Here is a 14,897-nt window from a genome sequence, read left to right as displayed (position 1 = left end):
GTTGAGTGAAATTGTGAAAATTTCCATAGAAAATTTAACAAAAGTATTTTATAAGAAAAATAACAGTGTAACGGCGGTCAAAAATGTGTCACTCCAAATAAAAGAAGGGGAATTCGTCTGTTTAGTAGGACCCAGTGGTTGCGGAAAAACAACCCTACTACGAATATTAGCAGGCTTAGAATTACCAAGCTCAGGTACATTTACAATTGACTCCGATACTAACGAAAGGCCACTACAATCGATGGTATTCCAAGAAAAAGGGGTTATTCCTTGGTTAACAGTGGAGGAGAACGTTGCGTTTGGGCTTAAGATGCGGCATTTACCCAAGGATTTTGTTCGAAAACAAACAGATTATTATTTGCAAAAAGTAGGTTTAAGTAAATTTTCCAAACTTTACCCTAAAGAGCTTTCGGGTGGGATGAAGCAAAGAATTAGCATTGCTAGAGCATTTGCAAATGACCCCGAAATTTTGCTCATGGATGAACCATTTGCAGCATTAGACGAACAAAATAAATTTATTTTGCAGGATGAACTGCTTTCAATTTGGTCTGAAACAAAGAAGACGGTGTTATTTATTACCCATAGCATTGATGAAGCATTGTTATTGAGTGATCGCATCGTTTTAATGAGTGCGCATCCAGGAGAAATTATAAAAGAGATCACTGTACCTGTACCAAGACCAAGAACGATGGAACAAGTTCGAGCTAATACGAAGATGGCTGAGCAATTCATTACTATTTGGAATCATTTGCAACAAGAAGTACAGCGATCAAGAAGATAAGGGAGGAAATCTGTGAAGAAACGTTGGTTGATTTTACTCGCATCGATTGTTTTAGTATTAGGTGCGTGTTCTTCCAAAGAAAAAGTAAGTACGAATGGGATGGATGATGAAGTAAATAAAAAGAATCCTTCCGGCGACTTGGCTCCTCTTGAAAAGAAAGTGAAAGTAGTTATCGCAGAGGATGGAGCGGCATCTGGAGCAGGCTTCTATATAGCAAAAGAAAAGGGATATTTTGCCGACTATAATATTGAAGTAGAATTTGCTCAGTTTGGAAATAGTGATGAAATGTTACCGGCCCTTGCATCTGGTGATGTAGATATTGCGGGAGGAGTATCGACAGCGTCGTTCTTTAATGCGATAGCACAAGGAATAGACGTGAAAATTATTGCAGATAAAGGGCATAATGTACCTGGGAAATCCTATTTTTCATTTGTTATTGGAAACGAAATGAAGGACAAAATTAAGGAATATAAAGACTTTAAAGGCAAACGTATCGCAGTTTCTTCCAAAAATTCAATTGACGAATACATTTTTTGGGAAATGCTAAAGCATGCTGGACTCACAACCGACGATGTTGAGTTTGTTTTGCTTGGAGATTTTGGAAGTATGTTAGGAGCTATTGAAAATGGTTCAGTCGATGCAGCACTTCAAATTGAGCCTTTGATTGCAAAGGGAATAGAAAATGGATTTCATGTTCGCTTTGGAGATACGACCGATTATGCTCCAGAATCACAAATTGCAATGGTACTTGGATCACCAAAATTTATGAATGATGAAAAAAATGTATCTTTGCGCTTCATGACGGCATATTTAAAAGGAGTACGGGATTATAATGATGCGTTCTTTAAAGGAGAAGGAAAAGCAGAAGTAATCGACATTATGACAAAGTACACAGCCTTAAAAGATCCAGCATTATGGGAAAAAGTTTTTGTAACTGGTCTCGATCCAGATGGGAAAATGTTTTTGGATGACGTTGTGAAACAGTATGATGCATATAAAGCGAATGGAGCAATCAGTGGAGACGTAGACTTCGACAAAGCAGTAGATACGTCTATTACAGAAAAAGCAGTAGAAATTCTAGGGAAATATAAGAAATAAACGTCCAATAAACATTGGGCGTTTTTTTATAAAATGAGCATTATAGGATACAATGGGAAATATCGAATGTTAAATGGGGTGCATAGGATGGTAAGTGTTTTAGTAGATGCAGATGGATGTCCGGTAGTAGACTTAACAATTGAAATAGCAAAAAAATTTGGACTAAAGGTGACATTGCTATGTGACACAGCACATTATATGCAACGTGAAGGTGCGGAAACGATAATGGTATCAAAAGGTGCAGACGCAGTCGATTTTGTATTAGTAAATAGAGTGAATAAAGGAGACATTGTTGTTACGCAAGATTACGGGCTAGCTGCAATGGTATTAGCTAAAAAAGGTTTTGCAATCGATCAGAATGGACGTTGGTATACACCTGAAAATATTGATCAGCTTTTAAATAGCCGTCATATATCGAAAAAAATTAGGCAGGCTGGAGGCCGTTTAAAAGGTCCTAGAAAGCGTCAAAAGGAAGATAATGAAAGTTTTGAAATGCATTTTCAAAGGCTATGTGAGCATGCATTAAATAATTGAAATCATTGTTCTAGCAGCCTACGTACTCTAATTCCCATCTCAGGATTATTTGTATAAGCACCATTTGCTTTTAAATTTATTGCTTGTTTCATTTCTATCTCACTTGAAATGGAATAAAGGAGAATATGCAAACCGTTTAGTTTAACCTCCTGAATAAAATCTTTATCGACAGAGCTAATGTTCACCCCAATACCACTTGCGTAAGTATTTAAACGTTTATAATCCTGTATGGAAAGGGCTGCTTCCTCTTTGAAACTAAATAGCTGGATAAGAGGAAGTTTAGGCTCTAGTTCATGAACTTTTAGTAAACTCCTACCATCGAAAGATTCAATTACAATTTTTGGGAATTCTTCATCTACATAAATTAGTTTATATTTTTTTATAAGTGCAACTAGCTTTTCTTCCATGCCTTCGTATATACCAGGTGATTTCATTTCAATATGGTAATTCACACTGTCTCCAAAATAAGAGAAAATTTCATCCAATGTAGGGATGTTTAGATATTTGTATTCACTATTTGCTAAACTAGGATAGTTGTTATTAAACCATCTTCCCGCATTTAAAAGCTTCAATTCGTCTAATGTATATTCTTTTACAAATCCTTTACCATCTGTTGTACGATCTACTTTTTCATCATGCATAGCAACTAGCTCACCGTCTTTGGTCATTTGTAGATCAACTTCAATATAATCTGCATCTGCTTGTTGTGCAATTTCGTAAGCAAGAATGGTGTGCTCAGGCGCATATGTAGAAGCACCTCGATGTGCAATGATTAAGAAACTCTCAGTGGAAAGAGGTTCTATACTTTTTTCATTGCCATAACATCCAATCATTAAAAGGAAACATGTTGGAATAATGAATAGCTTTCGCATAAAAACCCCTTTCAAGATATTAATAATGTATTTGACTTCTAGATTTTCTATTACCTTTGCGTTTTTTGATAATAAAAAGAAAACTATCTATTTAACAAATGCCCGCATTTTTGATATATTAAATCGGATGGACAAAATTTAATAAAGGTGGAGTAAAAAATGGACACACATGCATACAGAGTATTACTTTACTATAAATATGTCCCGATTGAAGATCCAGTAACATTTGCGCAAGAACATCTTGCTGCTTGTAAAGAACTTGGGTTAAAAGGGCGTATTTTAGTATCCGACGAAGGAATTAACGGCACATGTTCGGGAACAATTGAACAAACCGACGCATACATCGACATGATGAAAGCGGACAAACGTTTCGCGGACATGGTATATAAAATAGATGAAGCGGAAGGGCACGCATTCAAAAAAATGCATGTTCGTCCTAAGCAAGAAATCGTACATTTAGGATTAGAAGAAGATATTAATCCGAATGAATTGACTGGGAAGTATCTTTCTCCAAAAGAATTTTTCGAACAAATGCAAGCAGAAGATACAATAGTAATCGATGCTCGTAATGACTATGAATTTGACCTAGGACACTTCCGAGGGGCGATTCGTCCAGATATCCGCAACTTCCGCGATTTACCTGAATGGATGCTTGAGAATAAAGAAATGTTCGAAGGTAAAAAAGTGCTAACTTATTGTACAGGTGGAATTCGTTGCGAAAAATTCTCAGGCTGGTTAGTTCGTGAAGGCTTTGAAGGCGTTGGACAACTACACGGTGGTATTGCAACTTACGGAAAAGATCCAGAAGTTCGTGGACAACTATGGGACGGACAAATGTACGTATTTGATGAGCGTATTGCTGTTCCAATCAACCAAGTGGAGCATGTAGTAGTAGGAAAAGACCACTTCACTGGTGAGCCATGTGAACGTTATGTAAACTGTGCAAACCCAGATTGTAATGACAAAATTCTATGCTCAGAAGAAAACGAACACAAATATTTACGTAGCTGTTCAGATGAATGCCGCGTACACCCACGCAACCGCTATATTGTAGAACATAACTTATCCGAAGAAGAAGTAGAAGCAAGATTAGCTGCAATTAAAGAAATGGTATAAGAATCACCGAAATCCCACGCTACTTTGAATAGCGTGGGATTTTTTTGGGTTTAATGAGAACAAACTCTCAAATACCCACCATCTATCCAGTATGGGCTTATTGTATTCACATTGTATGTTTTTTATTAATTGAAAGCCTTCTAAATACATAAGCTTATTACAGAATTGTTACTGGTGCCAGGCACCAGTAACAATTCTGTAATAAAGGGAATTTCCGTACTTGTAGCGAAGTTTAACTAGAGTTCGTTTTTAACAATAGAATGGGGGAACGTATATGGCAATCGAAGTGAAGAAAATTTCAGATTTGAAAGAAGTCGACGTAACCAAACTAATTCAAGAAAGCGAAAAAGAAGGATATCGATTCGTATCGAGACTAGCATCAGAATATGAGGATGGTACGAATAGGTTCAGTGAACAAGGAGAGGCTCTATACGGAGTTTGGGAAGACCAAGAGTTAGTAGCTATTGGTGGATTAAATCGAAACATAACGGGTCCGGGGGAACAATCTGCTCGACTACATCGTTTTTATATTTTACCAGAACATCGTAGAAAGGGTGTTGGAAGCCAACTATGCAAAGCCATATCGGAAGATGCGAAAGGGCAGTTTAAAGAGATTACAACGAAAACTGAATCTGCTAAAGCGGATGCCTTTTATCGTGCCAATGGATTTGCATTTGAGGAACGATCACCTGACACTACCCATGTAATGAGTTTAGAATAGAAAAGGAATGACACAAATGAACGATCAACAACTTTTAGAGAAATTTCCTTTAATAAAAAATATGCAAAATACCGAAGAAGTTATTTGGATGAATCCGAATCTAATAAACGCTGAAGAAGCAATAAAAAAAATAACTGTCACAAATGAAATGGTGCAAGATGCAAGCGATCGATTAGATCGCTTTGCATCTTATTTACAAATTGCTTTTCCAGAGACAGCAGAAGCAAAAGGCATTATTGAGTCTCCGATTGTTGCTATTCCTACAATGGCGTCTGCAATGAAAAAAATATTCCAAACTGACTTTGATGGTGAGCTACTATTAAAATGCGACAATGCTTTACCGATTTCAGGCTCCATTAAAGCAAGAGGTGGAATTTATGAAGTGCTGAAACTTGCGGAGACTTTAGCAATTCAAGAAGGTTTGTTGAAGGAGACGGATGATTACGCGGTTCTTGCAAATAAAGAGCTAAAACAGTTTTTTTCAGGCTATTCTATTGCAGTTGGATCAACGGGAAACTTAGGCTTAAGTATTGGGATTATGAGTGCGAAGCTTGGTTTTCAGGTTACAGTGCATATGTCTAGCGATGCGAAACAATGGAAAAAAGACATGCTTCGTGCAAAAGGTGTAAAAGTCATCGAATACGCTTCGGACTATAGCATTGCTGTAGAAGAAGGTAGAAAGCAAGCAGCAAAAGATTCGACATGCTTTTTTATCGACGATGAAAATTCAACAGATCTATTTGTTGGATACGCAGTTGCGGCAAGTAGATTGAAAAAACAGTTGGAGCAGCAAGGGAAAAAAGTAGATGAGAAAAATCCGTTATTTGTTTATTTACCTTGCGGAGTTGGTGGGGGTCCAGGAGGTGTTGCATTCGGCTTGAAGTTATTATTTGGAGATCATGTCCATTGCTTTTTCGCAGAACCGACGCACTCTCCTTGCATGCTGCTTGGCCTTATGACAGGATTGCATGAAAATATAGCTGTAAGTGATATTGGTTTAGACAATAAAACAGATGCGGATGGGCTAGCAGTTGGGCGACCATCTGGATTTGTAGGTAAAACATTAGAACAGTTAATAGATGGTAGCTACACAATACGTGACAAAACGATGTATCGATTACTAGCACTTTTAGTAGATACAGAAAAAATTCAGCTAGAACCATCTGCACTTGCTGGAATGACAGGACCTATTCATCTAGCTGAAAAAGGGTTTAACCAAGAGAATGCTACACATATTGTATGGGCAACTGGAGGAGGCATGGTTCCTGAACATGAGAAGGTAGCTTATTATGAAAAGGGAAAACAATATCTTAACTATTAGAATGATTTTTTGATTCTTCCAATAGTGCTTGTTTCTTTTCAATTAATAAAAATGCTTCGTTTTCAAGTTTCATCATTTCAATTTCTAATTTTTTCTGTTTTACTTGATATTCTTTTACCGTAGCATATGCTCCCAAACCAAGTGATCCTAATATGATCATTGGGAAAATGGAAAATATCAATATTTCAACCAATATTTATCACTCCTTTAATTATATGTAGTATAACAAATATAAAGTTAATAAACATACTATTTATTCCAAGCGGTTGAATAATAATTGCTCTATATACTGCAATAAATGGTCCCTAAATGTCTCCTTGACTTTAGGGACTATTTTAAAGAATAAGAGAGTATGATCAATTTTTATGCCATGAACAAGTTGATTTCCGCTGTAGATAGACGCTTTCCTGGGGGCATCAAGCCGCTTCCCTTGCTCCTGCGCAAAGCTCGTCGCAGAAAAGATTTTGCTCCTGCGGTTACTCGTAGCAGAAAAGATTTGTGGCGTCCGCCATAGCGGAAATCAACCATTTCTAATTTCTCTTGTTAAAAGGGCCGGGCATCTTTTTGCCCGGTTTTTCTTATCTTTTAATTTGTACTCATAAAAATAAGGGAATTTTATAATAGATGGCGTAGAGAAGATTTTTTAGAATAAAAGTATTAGTAGTTAATCCAAACAGTCGACTTGCAACTGAAGCGATTCCAAGTAAAATGTGCGAAGCTTTCAAGACAGATTTAAAGGCATTGGAGTTATTGCATAGAGAGTGAAAGATTTATATTCCACTACGTTTTCCTAATTACTTTCTAATCTTTTAATATCAAGTGGATCAAAAGTAATCTTATATTCCTTGTGTAGCTTAAAAAGACCATATTTCTCGATATAATAATCAATTACACTTTTTAAGTATTCAGGTGTTATTTCAAGGTTAGTGCACATTTCCTCTAATGTTGTTTGGCTCCTTACATAACAATCAATTAACTGGTCCAAAGAAACAATTTTTTCATAACCCCATCTGCGTGCAATTTGCTCTAGTTTGATACTTCTCAAATCATTCAATTCAGTAATATCGCCGTAAGTTGTTTCGTAATGACCAAGCTCTTCTGCTAATATACAATGCTTCTCATATTTGTTTTTTAATATATCAATTTCAATCACGTTATCGTAATATAAACCGGGTAGCCCCTTAGGTAATACCTTTTCAATTATTTTAATATGTGGATACTCCATCATCAGTCGATCATATGTCATATAAACACCTCATTAACCGCGCTGCGATTTAATAAACTCAATATATTTTTTAATATCTTTCATTTCTTCCTCTGTTACATCATCATCAATGTGAGCTGCGATAGTTACGATATTTTTTTTCTCATCTGCTCTCTCCGGGTTTACTTCACCTAAAAAGTACTGTCCTGGAACTTTAAAAAAGTCTGCAAGTAACCGAACGAACTCCAATTTAGGATCAGCTTCTCCATTTTCCCAACGACTTATTGAGCTTTTACTAATTTTACTCCCATATTTAGCGTTTAAAGAATCTGCTAATTGTTCAATTGTTAGTTCTCTGTTCAATCTTAGCTCTCTTAATAGTGCGCCGAAATTATTCACTGTTGTTATCTCCTTAAATAGTATCTATACGTAATATACTATTACTAAATTTCCGGAAATGCAACTTTTAGTTCCGTTTTAGGAAATAATCATTGACATAGATTTAAAATAATAATATGCTAATGTTGTTCCGTAAACGGAACTTAGGTTGGATAAACGGAACATAGGTTGGATAATACTTTACTGAAATTCCGTTTTAGGAAAATGAAAAAGTTACTTATATTCATTATTGAAATGTAGCTACGGACAGTAATATTAACTGTCCAAACCAATTATTTAGGAGGGACTGACTTTCATGAGAATGAAGGAACTAGAAATAGACTCCCAAGGAATCTTATATCTCAATACAACAAAATTGCCATTGCCTTGTGTAATAGTACTGAGTAAAGGGAAAGCGAAATTAACAGAGTTACCTCATTTTGCTGATACAACAATTAAGACACATCAAGGAAAAGTAGTACGAGTTAAATGGAATGAAGGAGAAGATTTTTAAATTGTATATAAAAAAACAAAGTCCCACCAGTTATCTGGAGGACAACAAACGATTTCAGCGTTTTTGCTGAGTCATTTGTTGTCCTCTTTTTATTTAGAAAAAAATAAGAGAATGAGAGGTAATTGTAATGTTGAACTGGGCTGATAAATTAATTCAAGAGTATTCGTATCATAAAAAAGAACTGGAGCATTTAAAAGAAAAATTAGACCCAATGAATCCTAAAGACAATGCAGATATCAAAATTATCAATAGCATGATTGAAGATATGTCCTATTCCCTTGAATGGATGAAGAAAGGTAGACGACCAGGTAATCTACATGGTGTGGATAAAAGATCTATATATCAACGACGTGCATTGTTGGATATGGATTTATTTCCAACTATTGAATTGGATACAAAGGAAAGTGTGTTAAGTGAAGAACAGAAAAATCAAATAATAAATATATTAGTTGAGCTTTCTCATAGAGAAAGACAATGCTATTTAATGCATATGGCATATGGTATGAGTCTCACAGAAATTGCAGAGGAATTAAATTTAAAGAAGCGAACAGTGCAGCAATATATTGATCGGGCAAAGGATAAAGTCAAAATGCTCGTTTCTTGACGTACACTTGACGTATCTACCCACCTAGTAGTGAAGAGTGTATTCGTAGACAGTACCGATTGATAAAGAAGCGAAGTCGCGGACGAAATTGTATCTTCGTCCGCTTTTAAAAGAGTAATTTGCCTGGGTGGACAGACATAGGCGCTTGCGCTTTTTTATTATTGAAATTAAAAGGGGTGAAGAAATGGAAAGATGGTTATTTTCAGTGGATAAATTTTTTACCTTGCTGTTTGGAGCATTATTCATTCCCATATTTGAATTTTTTTATGGTAAAGGAGAAGTTGTTATATATACAATGACCGCTCTTACCTTTTTTAATGTCATGGATTGGATTTCAGGCACACGATCAGCCAAAAAAGATAATACATACGCAAGCAAGTACGGAATTGATGGTATTTTTCGTAGTTTATTTATATTAATGCTACCTGCTGGAGGGCATCTAATGGATATGATTACGGGAGTGCCAGGTGTATTCTTTGGAACTTTATCTTTTGGAGTTTTATACCAATTAATTCAATCAATGACTGCTAACTCAATCAGGGCTGGTTGGGGACAGTGGGTCCCAGAATGGCTATTAGTTAAGTTAACCGAATGGGTAAAAGAAGAAATTGAAACAAAGATTTCACGTTCATCCAAACGCAAAAAAGATCTGGAAGGCAAATGATTTGAAAAGCGATCACAAATCGGAAAAGAGATTATTAGGAGTAAAATAGCAAAATTTTCATGCTAGTAAAATCCAAAGAAAACAAAAAAATACTCTGATAGTCAATTTGCAATGAATATTGTCTAACCAAAATATGCTGCCTTCGGGTGGCTTTTTCTTTTGAGGAGGTGATTGTAATGTGATATTCAAAGGTGCGTTCAAGCAAGCATTCTATTCTAGCAATTCAAAACTAATATGAGGTGATAATTATGGTAAAAGTATTTATTGATGCAGGACACGGTGGGACGGATTCAGGCGCAGTAGGAAATGGTTTACAGGAGAAAAATCTAACATTGCAAATTGCCACTAGAGTCAAAGATATTTTAGTTGCTGAATATAACAATGTAAGTGTTTTAATGAGTCGAACAGGAGATCAGACTTTGTCATTGCCTGAACGTACAAATGCAGCCAACGCTTGGGGGGCAGATTTCCTCCTTTCAGTTCACATTAATGCAGGCGGTGGGACAGGCTATGAGGATTATATTTATCCCGGTGTTGGCGCACCTACTACAACCTATCAGAGTACAATTCATACAGAAATATTAAACCTTGTAAATTACACTGATCGAGGCAAGAAACAGGAAAACTTTCATATGTTACGTGAATCAAATATGCCAGCTATTTTGACGGAGAATGGGTTTATTGATAATGTGAATGATGCGACAAAGTTGAAAACAGCATCTTTCATTGAATCAATTGCCCGTGGTCATGCCAATGGAATCGCAAAGTGTTTCAATCTTTCAAAGAAAAGTACAGCAGTTTATCATACTGTAGTAAGCGGTGACACTGTATATTCACTAAGTCAGGCTTATGGGAGCACTATACCACAAATTAAGGATTGGAATGGGCTTGATGCCAATTATACAATTCGTATAGGACAAGTGTTGAGAGTGAAATAAATAATAATTAGCCCTGCTCACTTAGGTGGGCAGGGCTTTATTTGTTGGATTAGCAAAAAAAGGAGAGTTAAAACATAATATTATATTGAATTTTTCTTTTCATGCTCTATCACATATAGAACAAAATGTGTTATACTATTGGTAGAACAAACGTAAGTAGGAGGTAGTGTCATGTTTATTGAAATACAAACTAATTCCACTGTGCCAATCTATTTACAACTTGCTCAGCAATTAATTGAAGGAATGGTAAGAGGAGAATTAAAGCCTGGGGACTCTTTACCATCTGTTAGAGCATTTGCAGCAGATCTTGGGATGAATATGCATACGGTGAATAAAGCATATCATTATCTAGAGGAAAAAGAGTTCATACAAATTGTCGCAAAATCCGGCGTTATTATACAACCAAGTGGAATATCTAAAGCATCTGCCAACCAAAAACAACAAATAGCAGATCAAATAAGACCACTACTAGCAGAGGGGCTAGTATTAAAGCTTTCCGAAGAAGAAATGGTAGAAATGGTTCATGAGCTCATTCGAAACATTAAGGAGGGGGAAAAATGATTATTTTCTTATTTGGATTTATTCTTTTATTTATTACCGTACTACAAGCTTTTACACCAAAATTTTTGAAGCAAACTGAAGTTTTTGGCGTATATGTACCAGAACAGTATACAAAGGAAAAAGCTATCGTTCATTTGAAAAAAAGGTATACGAATATTGTTCTGATAACAGGGCTAGTCATTTTAATAGGGTATCTATTTTGGGCAATTACACAAAAACCGAATGAAGAAACACTAGCTCTTGTAAGTGTAGGAGTTCAATTTACATCTCTTTTTATTAGCATCGGCTACTATTTCATCATGCATATTCGAGTGAAGAAACTAAAAGCAGAACAAGGATGGACAACAGGAAAAAATGAAGTACGCGTAGTGGATCTGCAATTTCAAGAAAAGCTTCGTTTAGTACCGCGAATCGTATTTATCATTCCGATGATTGTTACTATTGGTCTTATCGTGTATACATTTATGAAATATCCAGAAATGCCGGATATGATTCCTACACATTGGGGACCTTCCGGACAACCCGATGCATTTAGTGAAAAAACGTATTTCAGTGTTATTTCGATGCCGCTAATTTTACTAGTGATGCAAGTAATGTTCCTTATGATGAGTGAAGGGATGAAGTTTTCTGGAGCTAAGATCAATCCTTCAAATAAAAAAACTTCCGTTGCACAGCAACTTGCATTTCGTAAATATACAAGCTGGTTTGCATTATTCATCACGTTAATAACAACGCTTTTGATGGGTTATTTGCATTTACAGACGATTCATCCCGAAATTGCATCTCCATGGATTATGTTCACGCTTCCAATTGTCTTTTTAGTGATAACCTTTGTTGGAGTAGGTATTTATACAGTGAAGGTTGGGCAAAGCGGATCACGATTGAAAGTTGGAGGAACAAGTTCTAGTGTAGAAGATAAAATTGCAGTAGACGATGATAAGTACTGGAAAGGCGGTTTGATTTACATTAATAAAAACGATCCAAGTATTTTCGTTGAAAAAAGATTTGGAGTTGGTTGGACAATTAATTATGGTCGACCACTCAGCTGGATTGTTCTATTTGTCCCGATTATCATCATTTTAGTAATTGCATTTAGTTTATAAGTTAAGTTAAATTATAATGTTTATATTTGACCTCTTCGGATGATTGTTACCTTTCTATAAGAATGGGGAAAATTTTATAAGAAACAAATTAAAATAAAATCTGGAGGCGATTAATGTGTTAGTGGTAACAACAGAAAAAATTGAAGGTTATAGAATCGTTGAAGTAAAAGGCCCAGCATTTGGTCTAATTGTAAGAAGTAGAGGCCTTGGCGGGGATATTATGGCAAGTTTAAAAGGATTAGTTGGCGGAGAAATCAAGCAATATACCGCGATGCTGGAGGATTCAAGAAAAGAAGCCATGGATCGTATGATTAAAAACGCTAACCAGATGAATGCCAATGCGATTGTCATGATGCGATATGATTCAGGTGAGATTGGTAAAAATATGAGTGAGATTGTGGCCTACGGAACAGCGGTAGTTGTAGAGAAACTATAATGGGAATCTTTGTTGTAATAGGCATCTATATTGTACAAATTATAGCAGTTCTCGTTTGTATTCTGCTTGGATACTTTATTTATGACAAACGATTTAATCGCAATCATGGAAAAGAAGTTCCTAAAGGTTTTGAGCAAACAGATGAAGTTAATCTGGACCCTGTTACTGGTGAGAAGACTAGAGTATATTATAATTCCAAGACAGGTGAGCGTTTTTATAAAAAAGAAAAGTAGTGACTAATAGATACTTTTCTTGCCACATAACAAAAAGCAGTTTCCTTAGATTTTGGAAGCTGCTTTTCTTGTATAGTTTAAGACGGCTTAGTTTGCCCAAAAGGTACTGTTTTCAAGGTGAATGTATGTGGAGATCCGTTACGACTTACTTCAATACGTATTTCTTTTTCTGGTCCAAATTCTGAAATGATTTTTTCTGCATCATCATAAGAGAATATACCGATATCATTTACACGAGTTATGATATCTCCTACTAAAATATAAGTGTCAGCTGGTGTATTCGGTTCCACTTTCACGACTTTTGTTCCCGATACCTCTTCCAATCTTGATGTTCGATGCAAGACGCCAATCCAACTCTTCCAAAAATTCACTCGTAAATCAATATTGTCTTCAAATACACTTTTTAAATTAAGCATGAATTGATATGTTCCAAATAACATATTTTCCATTTGCATCAAACCAATATCACCTGCCCAAGAACCCGTATATTCTATACATACTAATGATCCTTTATCTTGAGGAGTTATTTTCCAAATTGTTAAATCACTATCTTCCCCTTGAAGCACCAACTTTTGGTTTTCTTCCAATTCTATAATTGTACCGACATAACTAACACCCCAGCCATAATCGAGACTAATTTTACCGCCTATTTTAATATCAAGCTCACAGTTCTTCGTTTCCCATCTGTTTCGTTCTTCACTAATCGTCAAAGCACTCCAAACTTTCTCGGGCGATGCTTTAATGAAAATTTCTCTCTTCACTGAATTAATGATTTTCTCCACTCTTTTCCTCCTCTAAATAGTATTTTAGACTTTCTAATTTATTTTCTAGAATATTGCCAAGTTCATCTTGAACTTTCTGGTAATGAAGTTTAAAAACATCTTTCTTCAAACGATAGACACTGTACTTTCCTTCTCTTCTCGCTGCTATCAAGTTTTCCTCAAGTAAAATGGAAAGATGCTTCTTTATAGCAGGTTGAGAGATAGCAAAAAGAGCCACAATATCGGATTGAGTTAATTCTTTATTGGACAATGAAATTAGTATTTTTCTACGTATTGGGTCTGCAATTGCCCGATAAATATCCGTCATAATAGCCTCCAACTCATATAACCTTTTAGTTATATGATGATAATACTTAATATTTTGTTAATTGTAAAGAGAAAAAAATACCGCTTCCTTTATTGGAGGAAGCGGCAATTAATTATTTTTATTCTGCGTCGAATACTTCTACTTTTTCCATTTTAGCGCCGTTTGACATAGCTTTTGCTACTTCAAGACCGCTTGTTACTTTACCAAAAACAGTGTGAACACCATTTAAGTGAGGTTGTGGTTCGTGCACGATGAAGAATTGGCTTGACCCAGTATCTTTACCAGCGTGTGCCATTGAAAGGCTACCCGCTTCGTGTTTGTGTGGGTTTCCAGCAGTTTCACATTTAATTGTTTTGCCGCTTCCCCCCATACCTGTACCAGTTGGGTCGCCACCTTGGCTTACAAAACCAGGAATAACACGGTGGAAAACTACGCCGTTATAAAATCCTGTGTTTGCTAATTCTTCAAAGTTTGCTACTGTGTTTGGTGCTTCATTTGGAAATAAATCAAATTCGATTTTATCCCCAGAATCCATTAAAATATATCCTTTTTTCGCCATTTAAAACACTCCTTTTTCAAATAAATCCTTCATTAGTATAGCACGTACTTAAGGCATTTTCCAAAGATCGTTGATGCACATTCATGAAGAAGCAGCCCCAAAAACGCCACCACTTGATAAAATTTCAGCAAATGAAACTACTACATTTACCTATAATCCTTCAGTACATGA

At 35.9% G+C, this 14,897-nt stretch carries 21 protein-coding genes; 14 read left to right on the top strand and 7 right to left on the bottom strand.

Annotated features, from left to right (window positions below):
* The first annotated feature begins 1 nt into the window (after position 1).
* The 3 genes from ACFVR1_RS10590 to ACFVR1_RS10580 all read left to right on the top strand — a co-directional run bounded on the left by ACFVR1_RS10590 (position 2) and on the right by ACFVR1_RS10580 (position 2,413).
* Complete coding sequence (locus ACFVR1_RS10590; RefSeq protein ID WP_387583874.1) at positions 2 to 781, top strand: ABC transporter ATP-binding protein; 780 nt, start codon at positions 2 to 4, stop codon at positions 779 to 781.
* A gap of 12 nt (positions 782 to 793) precedes the next feature.
* On the top strand, positions 794 to 1,879 hold the full coding sequence (locus ACFVR1_RS10585; protein ID WP_387583872.1) for an ABC transporter substrate-binding protein: 1,086 nt from the start codon (positions 794 to 796) through the stop codon (positions 1,877 to 1,879).
* Between the two features lie 87 nt (positions 1,880 to 1,966).
* The gene (locus tag ACFVR1_RS10580; protein ID WP_387583871.1) at positions 1,967 to 2,413 is read left to right on the top strand and encodes a YaiI/YqxD family protein; all 447 of its coding nucleotides are present in this window, start codon (positions 1,967 to 1,969) and stop codon (positions 2,411 to 2,413) included.
* Between the two features lie 2 nt (positions 2,414 to 2,415).
* Here the strand turns inward: ACFVR1_RS10580 and ACFVR1_RS10575 are convergent, their stop codons facing one another.
* The gene (locus ACFVR1_RS10575) at positions 2,416 to 3,285 is read right to left on the bottom strand and encodes a glycerophosphodiester phosphodiesterase family protein (protein ID WP_387583870.1); all 870 of its coding nucleotides are present in this window, start codon (positions 3,283 to 3,285) and stop codon (positions 2,416 to 2,418) included.
* Positions 3,286 to 3,444: 159 nt separating this feature from the next.
* On the opposite strand from ACFVR1_RS10575, the gene trhO reads away from it, so the two are divergent.
* The 3 genes from trhO (at position 3,445) to ACFVR1_RS10560 (ending at position 6,443) form a co-directional block, all read left to right on the top strand.
* Positions 3,445 to 4,401, top strand: coding sequence for an oxygen-dependent tRNA uridine(34) hydroxylase TrhO (trhO, locus tag ACFVR1_RS10570; RefSeq protein WP_387583869.1), 957 nt, complete (start codon positions 3,445 to 3,447; stop codon positions 4,399 to 4,401).
* 274 nt (positions 4,402 to 4,675) lie between these two features.
* A complete protein-coding gene (locus ACFVR1_RS10565) occupies positions 4,676 to 5,122 on the top strand; it encodes a GNAT family N-acetyltransferase (RefSeq protein ID WP_387583868.1) in 447 nt (148 codons plus the stop codon).
* Positions 5,123 to 5,138: 16 nt separating this feature from the next.
* Positions 5,139 to 6,443: a D-serine ammonia-lyase gene (locus tag ACFVR1_RS10560; RefSeq protein ID WP_387583866.1), complete on the top strand. Its 1,305-nt coding sequence runs from the start codon at positions 5,139 to 5,141 to the stop codon at positions 6,441 to 6,443.
* On the opposite strand, the gene ACFVR1_RS10555 is transcribed toward ACFVR1_RS10560, so the two are convergent.
* From ACFVR1_RS10555 to ACFVR1_RS10545, 3 genes are all read right to left on the bottom strand, one after another.
* Positions 6,433 to 6,636 (bottom strand): hypothetical protein, encoded by a 204-nt coding sequence (locus tag ACFVR1_RS10555; protein WP_387583864.1) that lies wholly within the window; start codon positions 6,634 to 6,636, stop codon positions 6,433 to 6,435. The two genes, ACFVR1_RS10560 and ACFVR1_RS10555, sit on opposite strands and share 11 nt — an antisense overlap.
* Before the next feature lie 597 nt (positions 6,637 to 7,233).
* Positions 7,234 to 7,689, bottom strand: coding sequence for an ImmA/IrrE family metallo-endopeptidase (locus ACFVR1_RS10550; RefSeq protein ID WP_387583863.1), 456 nt, complete (start codon positions 7,687 to 7,689; stop codon positions 7,234 to 7,236).
* A gap of 12 nt (positions 7,690 to 7,701) precedes the next feature.
* The gene (locus ACFVR1_RS10545) at positions 7,702 to 8,046 is read right to left on the bottom strand and encodes a helix-turn-helix domain-containing protein (RefSeq protein ID WP_387583861.1); all 345 of its coding nucleotides are present in this window, start codon (positions 8,044 to 8,046) and stop codon (positions 7,702 to 7,704) included.
* A 295-nt stretch (positions 8,047 to 8,341) separates the two neighbouring features.
* Between ACFVR1_RS10545 and ACFVR1_RS10540 the strand changes: the two genes are divergently transcribed.
* The 8 genes from ACFVR1_RS10540 (at position 8,342) to ACFVR1_RS10505 (ending at position 13,078) form a co-directional block, all read left to right on the top strand.
* Positions 8,342 to 8,539 carry an XtrA/YqaO family protein gene (locus ACFVR1_RS10540; RefSeq protein ID WP_387583859.1) on the top strand — a complete coding sequence of 66 codons (198 nt, stop codon included), beginning with the start codon at positions 8,342 to 8,344 and terminating at the stop codon, positions 8,537 to 8,539.
* A 127-nt stretch (positions 8,540 to 8,666) separates the two neighbouring features.
* Positions 8,667 to 9,143, top strand: coding sequence for a sigma-70 family RNA polymerase sigma factor (locus ACFVR1_RS10535; protein ID WP_387583857.1), 477 nt, complete (start codon positions 8,667 to 8,669; stop codon positions 9,141 to 9,143).
* A 184-nt stretch (positions 9,144 to 9,327) separates the two neighbouring features.
* Positions 9,328 to 9,807, top strand: coding sequence for a phage holin family protein (locus ACFVR1_RS10530; RefSeq protein ID WP_387583855.1), 480 nt, complete (start codon positions 9,328 to 9,330; stop codon positions 9,805 to 9,807).
* 248 nt (positions 9,808 to 10,055) lie between these two features.
* A complete protein-coding gene (locus ACFVR1_RS10525; RefSeq protein ID WP_387583853.1) occupies positions 10,056 to 10,745 on the top strand; it encodes an N-acetylmuramoyl-L-alanine amidase family protein in 690 nt (229 codons plus the stop codon).
* Positions 10,746 to 10,916: 171 nt separating this feature from the next.
* Complete coding sequence (locus ACFVR1_RS10520) at positions 10,917 to 11,306, top strand: GntR family transcriptional regulator (protein ID WP_387583852.1); 390 nt, start codon at positions 10,917 to 10,919, stop codon at positions 11,304 to 11,306.
* A complete protein-coding gene (locus tag ACFVR1_RS10515) occupies positions 11,303 to 12,409 on the top strand; it encodes a DUF1648 domain-containing protein (protein ID WP_387583851.1) in 1,107 nt (368 codons plus the stop codon). Before ACFVR1_RS10520 ends, ACFVR1_RS10515 begins: the two co-directional genes overlap by 4 nt.
* Before the next feature lie 115 nt (positions 12,410 to 12,524).
* Complete coding sequence (locus ACFVR1_RS10510; RefSeq protein WP_387583849.1) at positions 12,525 to 12,845, top strand: YbjQ family protein; 321 nt, start codon at positions 12,525 to 12,527, stop codon at positions 12,843 to 12,845.
* Positions 12,845 to 13,078 (top strand): hypothetical protein, encoded by a 234-nt coding sequence (locus ACFVR1_RS10505; protein ID WP_387583848.1) that lies wholly within the window; start codon positions 12,845 to 12,847, stop codon positions 13,076 to 13,078. Before ACFVR1_RS10510 ends, ACFVR1_RS10505 begins: the two co-directional genes overlap by 1 nt.
* Positions 13,079 to 13,155: 77 nt before the next feature.
* Here ACFVR1_RS10505 and ACFVR1_RS10500 read toward each other — a convergent pair whose 3' ends face one another.
* The 3 genes from ACFVR1_RS10500 to ACFVR1_RS10490 all read right to left on the bottom strand — a co-directional run bounded on the left by ACFVR1_RS10500 (position 13,156) and on the right by ACFVR1_RS10490 (position 14,726).
* Positions 13,156 to 13,860: an SRPBCC domain-containing protein gene (locus ACFVR1_RS10500; protein WP_387583846.1), complete on the bottom strand. Its 705-nt coding sequence runs from the start codon at positions 13,858 to 13,860 to the stop codon at positions 13,156 to 13,158.
* Positions 13,844 to 14,167, bottom strand: coding sequence for an ArsR/SmtB family transcription factor (locus ACFVR1_RS10495; RefSeq protein ID WP_387583845.1), 324 nt, complete (start codon positions 14,165 to 14,167; stop codon positions 13,844 to 13,846). The genes ACFVR1_RS10500 and ACFVR1_RS10495 overlap by 17 nt, the downstream gene beginning before the upstream one ends.
* A 118-nt stretch (positions 14,168 to 14,285) precedes the next feature.
* Positions 14,286 to 14,726, bottom strand: a complete 441-nt coding sequence (locus tag ACFVR1_RS10490) for a peptidylprolyl isomerase (RefSeq protein ID WP_387583843.1) — start codon at positions 14,724 to 14,726, stop codon at positions 14,286 to 14,288.
* Positions 14,727 to 14,897 lie beyond the last annotated feature (171 nt).

Origin of the sequence: Psychrobacillus sp. NPDC058041, assembly GCF_042885655.1 — a bacterium.
GTDB lineage: Bacteria > Bacillota > Bacilli > Bacillales_A > Planococcaceae > Psychrobacillus.
This window is presented reverse-complemented; position numbering and strand designations above follow the sequence as displayed.

Bases quoted from the DNA above. Each gene is read 5' to 3' on its own strand.
- ACFVR1_RS10505 (WP_387583848.1), top strand. From the start codon at position 12,845: ATGGGAATCTTTGTTGTAATAGGCATCTATATTGTACAAATTATAGCA.
- ACFVR1_RS10535 (WP_387583857.1), top strand. From the start codon at position 8,667: ATGTTGAACTGGGCTGATAAATTAATTCAAGAGTATTCGTATCATAAA.
- ACFVR1_RS10550 (WP_387583863.1), bottom strand. From the start codon at position 7,689: ATGACATATGATCGACTGATGATGGAGTATCCACATATTAAAATAATT.
- trhO (WP_387583869.1), top strand. From the start codon at position 3,445: ATGGACACACATGCATACAGAGTATTACTTTACTATAAATATGTCCCG.
- ACFVR1_RS10540 (WP_387583859.1), top strand. From the start codon at position 8,342: ATGAGAATGAAGGAACTAGAAATAGACTCCCAAGGAATCTTATATCTC.
- ACFVR1_RS10580 (WP_387583871.1), top strand. From the start codon at position 1,967: ATGGTAAGTGTTTTAGTAGATGCAGATGGATGTCCGGTAGTAGACTTA.
- ACFVR1_RS10565 (WP_387583868.1), top strand. From the start codon at position 4,676: ATGGCAATCGAAGTGAAGAAAATTTCAGATTTGAAAGAAGTCGACGTA.
- ACFVR1_RS10575 (WP_387583870.1), bottom strand. From the start codon at position 3,285: ATGCGAAAGCTATTCATTATTCCAACATGTTTCCTTTTAATGATTGGA.
- ACFVR1_RS10530 (WP_387583855.1), top strand. From the start codon at position 9,328: ATGGAAAGATGGTTATTTTCAGTGGATAAATTTTTTACCTTGCTGTTT.
- ACFVR1_RS10515 (WP_387583851.1), top strand. From the start codon at position 11,303: ATGATTATTTTCTTATTTGGATTTATTCTTTTATTTATTACCGTACTA.
- ACFVR1_RS10495 (WP_387583845.1), bottom strand. From the start codon at position 14,167: ATGACGGATATTTATCGGGCAATTGCAGACCCAATACGTAGAAAAATA.
- ACFVR1_RS10490 (WP_387583843.1), bottom strand. From the start codon at position 14,726: ATGGCGAAAAAAGGATATATTTTAATGGATTCTGGGGATAAAATCGAA.
- ACFVR1_RS10560 (WP_387583866.1), top strand. From the start codon at position 5,139: ATGAACGATCAACAACTTTTAGAGAAATTTCCTTTAATAAAAAATATG.
- ACFVR1_RS10520 (WP_387583852.1), top strand. From the start codon at position 10,917: ATGTTTATTGAAATACAAACTAATTCCACTGTGCCAATCTATTTACAA.
- ACFVR1_RS10525 (WP_387583853.1), top strand. From the start codon at position 10,056: ATGGTAAAAGTATTTATTGATGCAGGACACGGTGGGACGGATTCAGGC.